This window comes from Hydrogenovibrio sp., from assembly GCF_049975065.1.
Taxonomy (GTDB): domain Bacteria; phylum Pseudomonadota; class Gammaproteobacteria; order Thiomicrospirales; family Thiomicrospiraceae; genus Hydrogenovibrio.
Genome location: NZ_JBNGDN010000034.1, coordinates 15446 through 19916, shown reverse-complemented (window position 1 = coordinate 19916; position 4471 = coordinate 15446). Strand labels below are relative to the sequence as shown.

The following is a 4471-nucleotide window of genomic DNA, read 5'->3' as shown; positions in this document are numbered from 1 at the left end:
CTTGCTGGCTGCGTAATAGAAATTGCACTTATGACTTGAAACCGCGTTTTATCAACCCTTTGACGGGTTCAAATACCAGCGACAAAAAACCGCCAGGCCTGGCGGTTTATCAATTGCGCAACCGGAAAAGGTTTAAAGCTTCAGGCTTCTTCGGTCACTTTCGCGTTGGCGTCGGCCATCATTTTTTTCAACTCACCGGACTCCGCCAATTCCAAGGTGATGTCACAACCACCTTGCAGTTCGCCACCGATATACAGTTGCGGAAACGTCGGCCAATCTTGGTATTTTGGCAAAAATTCAAAAATCATCGGATCCGCTAATACGTTCACAAACGCAAACTTTTCGCCGGTTTGTACCAGTGCTTCCGCCGTCCGGCTTGAAAAGCCACAAGATGGCATTTGCGGCGTGCCTTTCATATAAAGCACCACCGGGTTCTGACTGACTTGTTCGTGAATTCTAGCAAGGGTTTCGGTTTCTTGGTTTTCCATTCTGTTCTCCTAAAGTCAGGCCTGGTCGTTCTCAATCAATACCTGAGTTGTTCGCTCGGTTATTATAACAAAGTCCGCTCAAAAATCGAGACCGGATTTTCCCTCGTCCATTGGATAAGACGACCGTTTCAATTCCGACTCGGGCAATCGTTAATCCATCAATTATTAATATCGCGATACGGATCGACGTGCCGCTGCAACCACAGTTCCAATAACGCCGCATGCCACAGCTTACTGCCTTGAATGGCGGTGAAGTTTTCTTCCGCTTCCGGCGCGTCCAGCAACCGTTGAATGTAATCCGGTTTAAAGAGACCCCGCGCCTGAGCCTCTGGACTGGTCAGAATGCGCTTCATCATGTCGTAAAACGGACCGCGAACATACTTTAACGCCGGCATGGGAAAATAGCCTTTCGGCCGATCAATCACCGAGTCCGGGACCAAACCACGCGCCACCTTTTTCAGCAGATGTTTGAAGTCTTTCAGCTTCAACTCTGGCGGTGCCGACATCGCCAGTTCGACCAGTTTATGATCCAAAAAGGGCACCCGCGCTTCCAGCCCCCATGCCATGGTCATGTTATCCACGCGCTTGACCGGATCATCGACAATCAGTGTGGTGGTATCCAAACGCAACACCTGATCCAAATAGGTCTCCGCGCCTTCCTCGGACAAACGGTCGTTAATCAAGGCTCGAGTCACATCGGTTACATGATAATCGTCTTCAATCATGTCCAACCATTCCGCGTGGCTGCGATCGAAATAAAAGGGCGCAAACGCTTCGACCGGCTCAGCGCCTTGCGGCAGTTCCGCCGCGGCTTGTGCCATCAGCGGATACCAGAAATAGCCGCCGAAGACTTCATCCGCCCCCTGCCCGGACATCACCACCTTCACATCCTGCGAAACCTGCTCCGACAACAGATAAAACGCCACCGCATCCTGGCCGAACATCGGCTCCGCCATGGCGTCCACCGCTTCGGTCAATCTCGGCAAGACCGTCTCATTCGGAATTAAATATTTTTGATGCCGGGTCTGGTAGCGCTCCACCACCTGATCGGAATATTCAAACTCACTGCCTTTTTCTTCCGGCACGTCTTCAAACCCGATGGAAAAGGTACGGATATTTTCCACACCCGCTTCGGCCAACAAAGCCACAATCAAGCTGGAATCCAACCCACCGGACAGCAGTACACCCACTGGCACATCCGCCGCCGTCAAGCGCTTATGCACCGCTTGCTTCAAGGAGTCATGCACCGCATCCACCCATTCCTGCTCGGTTTGCGGAGCCTCCGGCGTCTGCGGCCGCTGTGCCGTCAAATGCCAGTAGGCCTTTTTAAAGATTTGGCCGTCCGGGTTCACAATCATCCAGTGTCCCGGTTCCAATTTACGAAGGCCTTTCAAAATGGTGTGCGGTGCCGGAATCACACCATGCAAGGTAAATTGATGGTGCAACCCCACCGGATCGATTTCAGTATCGATGCCACCCGACGCCAGCAGCGCCTGCGTATTGGACGCGAATTTCACGCCCCCTTTAACCGGCGCATAATATAAGGGTTTGATACCGAAACGATCGCGAGCCAGCAACAACTGGTGCTGATGGTCGTCCCAAATCGCGAACGCAAACATCCCTTCAAACCGGGTCACGCAATCCATGCCCCATTGGCGGTAAGCCTTCAAAATCACTTCGGTGTCGGAATGGGAACGGAAATCATGGCCCAATGCCATCAATTCATTGCGCAACGCTTCGTAATTGTAAATGCAGCCATTGAAGACCAACGTTAACTCGTCATCCACCATCGGCTGATGCCCGGCGTCGGATAAATCGATGATCGATAACCGACGATGCCCGAGGCCGACATGGTTTTGCACCCAGGTGCCGCCGTCATCCGGACCACGCCGTTCCATTTCACACAACATCGGGCGCAACCCCGCTTCACTTGAAAGCTGACCATCCCAATAGATTTCACCGCAAATTCCGCACATAATCTTAGTTACCTGTTGTTCGGAAAGGCACTCAACCCCGCCCTATCGTTTGAATCCAGTCGTATTTTAAACAATCCCAGCTGGAAATAATTGACTCTTTCCAACGAAGTCGATAAAGTCGCAACACTCGACACTCTATTTAAGAAGCGCAGCTTACCCAGTATGAAAGTCTATGGACTCACCGGCGGCATCGGCAGCGGTAAAACCACTGTTCGGCAACTCTTTGAAGCCTTGGGGGTTCCCACCCTGGACGCCGACGCCATCGGCCGAGAATTGGTCGAGCCAAACCAACCAGGCCTGGTCAAAATCATCCAAGCCTTCGGTTCCGATATTTTGACAAGCCAAGGTGAGCTTGACCGCGCCGAGTTACGCCAGCGCATCCTCAAAGACCCGAGCGCCAAACATCGGTTGGAAGCGATTCTGCACCCGATGATTCGCGACCGCACGCAAGCCGCCATCGAACAACTGCGCCGGCAAAATCCACCGGCCATCGTAGTGGAAATTCCGCTGCTGGCCGAAACCGGAAAACCGGATTACATCGACGAAATCATCGTATTGGATTTAGCGGAAGCCACACAATTGCAACGTGCTTTAGAACGCGGCACCTTGCCGGAAGCCGATATTCGAAACCTGATGCAACAACAAGCGTCACGCTCCGATCGTTTAGCGATTGCGAATCACATTATCGACGCCAGCCAACCGCTTGATCAGCTGCAAAACAGCCTGCAAGACCTATTGAAATAATTCTGGTTTTCGACTCAACATCTAGTCCAGAAAATTCACTCACATGGGTTCCGGCCACAAACCGGAAATCGCGGCAATCCCCTGCCCACCATACTGACGCGCGTCCTCAGCATCCGCCGGCTTCATCCCTCCCAACGCAAAGACCGGTACCGGCACATTCGCAACACGCTCAGCAAACGTCGGCCAGCCCAAACCGTCCAGTTCCGGATGGGATTGCGTTTTTTTCACCGGCGACAACAGCATAAAATCCGCTCCTAACGCCAGTGCTTTCGCCATTTCCACATCGTTATGAGTGGACACGCCCAATAATTTATCGTCAGAAATGGGGCGCTCCGTCAACCCCATAATCGCCGTAGAGGCCAATTGCAAGCCGTCCGCTTCCGGCACCGCCCGCAAATCCTCCGGCTTGCCGTTCAACAAAATCCGCGCCCCTTCATAACGATGGGTTAACGCCACCGCCTGCTTCGCCAGGGCTTGAAACGCGGTTTCATCCAAGGTTTTGGCTCGCAACTGCACCAAGCGGATACCGTCTTCTAACGCGGTTTCCAACCGACTGAGCGCATCTTCGGTATCATGAAAACCGCCGGAAATCATATAGTGTCCGGGCAATTGCAAGGCCGTCACCAAACCTCGATTCGCCTCCGGAAATGCCTGCGCCTCCAACTCGGGCACCGCTGTCCATTGCACCGTTTGGCCTTCAGCGCCATGTGGCTCACCGTCAAACTGCTCGGTTTCATAGACATTCAACAATACCGAGACTTTTTCATAATCCCATGGAATTTGAATCAGCGGTTGCCAGTTCCTCGTCGCAACCCCCACCTCTTCAGAAAATTCGCGTGTCAAAGCCGCTTCGGGCGTTTCGCCCGCTTCAATTTTTCCGCCCGGGAACTCCCAGAGACCCGCTAAGTCCTGATGGGCTTGGCGGCGCGCCAACAGCACCTGTTTCTCTTTGCGTAAAACACCGACGGCCACTTGAATTCGTTCATTCATTCGTGTCTTTTCCTTTATGTAAGCTTTATTCAAGTGTCTACTATTTTGACAAAAAATCGCCAGGCCTGAAAGCGCTCATTTTTCGTGAAGCCATCATCGAATACCGTTAGAATAGCGGGTTACCTAACCTAAATTATGTAAACGGAAACCATACGCCATGAGTCGATTCTGGAGCCAACGCGTTCATCAACTGACCCCTTATGTTCCCGGTGAGCAACCGAAAGTGGATAACCTGATCAAGCTCAATACCAATGAGAGCCCTTATCCGCCCTC

At 52.4% G+C, this 4471-nt stretch carries 4 protein-coding genes and 1 pseudogene; 2 read left to right on the top strand and 3 right to left on the bottom strand.

Going from position 1 to position 4471, the window contains the following annotated elements; translation table 11 throughout:
- Window positions 1-140: 140 nt before the first annotated feature.
- Window positions 141-488, bottom strand: coding sequence for a Grx4 family monothiol glutaredoxin (grxD, locus tag ACP5D0_RS05725; RefSeq protein ID WP_472364699.1), 348 nt, complete (start codon window positions 486-488; stop codon window positions 141-143).
- Window positions 489-646: 158 nt separating this feature from the next.
- Window positions 647-2464, bottom strand: coding sequence for an N-acetylglutaminylglutamine amidotransferase (locus ACP5D0_RS05720; protein ID WP_472364698.1), 1818 nt, complete (start codon window positions 2462-2464; stop codon window positions 647-649).
- A 90-nt stretch (window positions 2465-2554) separates the two neighbouring features.
- Between ACP5D0_RS05720 and coaE the strand changes: the two genes are divergently transcribed.
- Window positions 2555-3208: a dephospho-CoA kinase gene (coaE, locus tag ACP5D0_RS05715; RefSeq protein ID WP_472364697.1), complete on the top strand. Its 654-nt coding sequence runs from the start codon at window positions 2555-2557 to the stop codon at window positions 3206-3208.
- Between the two features lie 39 nt (window positions 3209-3247).
- Here the strand turns inward: coaE and ACP5D0_RS05710 are convergent, their stop codons facing one another.
- A complete protein-coding gene (locus ACP5D0_RS05710; protein ID WP_472364696.1) occupies window positions 3248-4198 on the bottom strand; it encodes a Nudix family hydrolase in 951 nt (316 codons plus the stop codon).
- Between the two features lie 157 nt (window positions 4199-4355).
- Between ACP5D0_RS05710 and ACP5D0_RS05705 the strand changes: the two are divergent.
- Window positions 4356-4471, top strand: a pseudogene (locus tag ACP5D0_RS05705) (histidinol-phosphate transaminase); the annotation flags it as partial.

What these genes read in the sequence shown, in the direction of transcription:
- ACP5D0_RS05710 (WP_472364696.1), bottom strand. Translation starts at nt 4,198, where the DNA reads ATGAATGAACGAATTCAAGTGGCCGTCGGTGTTTTACGCAAAGAGAAA.
- grxD (WP_472364699.1), bottom strand. Translation starts at nt 488, where the DNA reads ATGGAAAACCAAGAAACCGAAACCCTTGCTAGAATTCACGAACAAGTC.
- ACP5D0_RS05720 (WP_472364698.1), bottom strand. Translation starts at nt 2,464, where the DNA reads ATGTGCGGAATTTGCGGTGAAATCTATTGGGATGGTCAGCTTTCAAGT.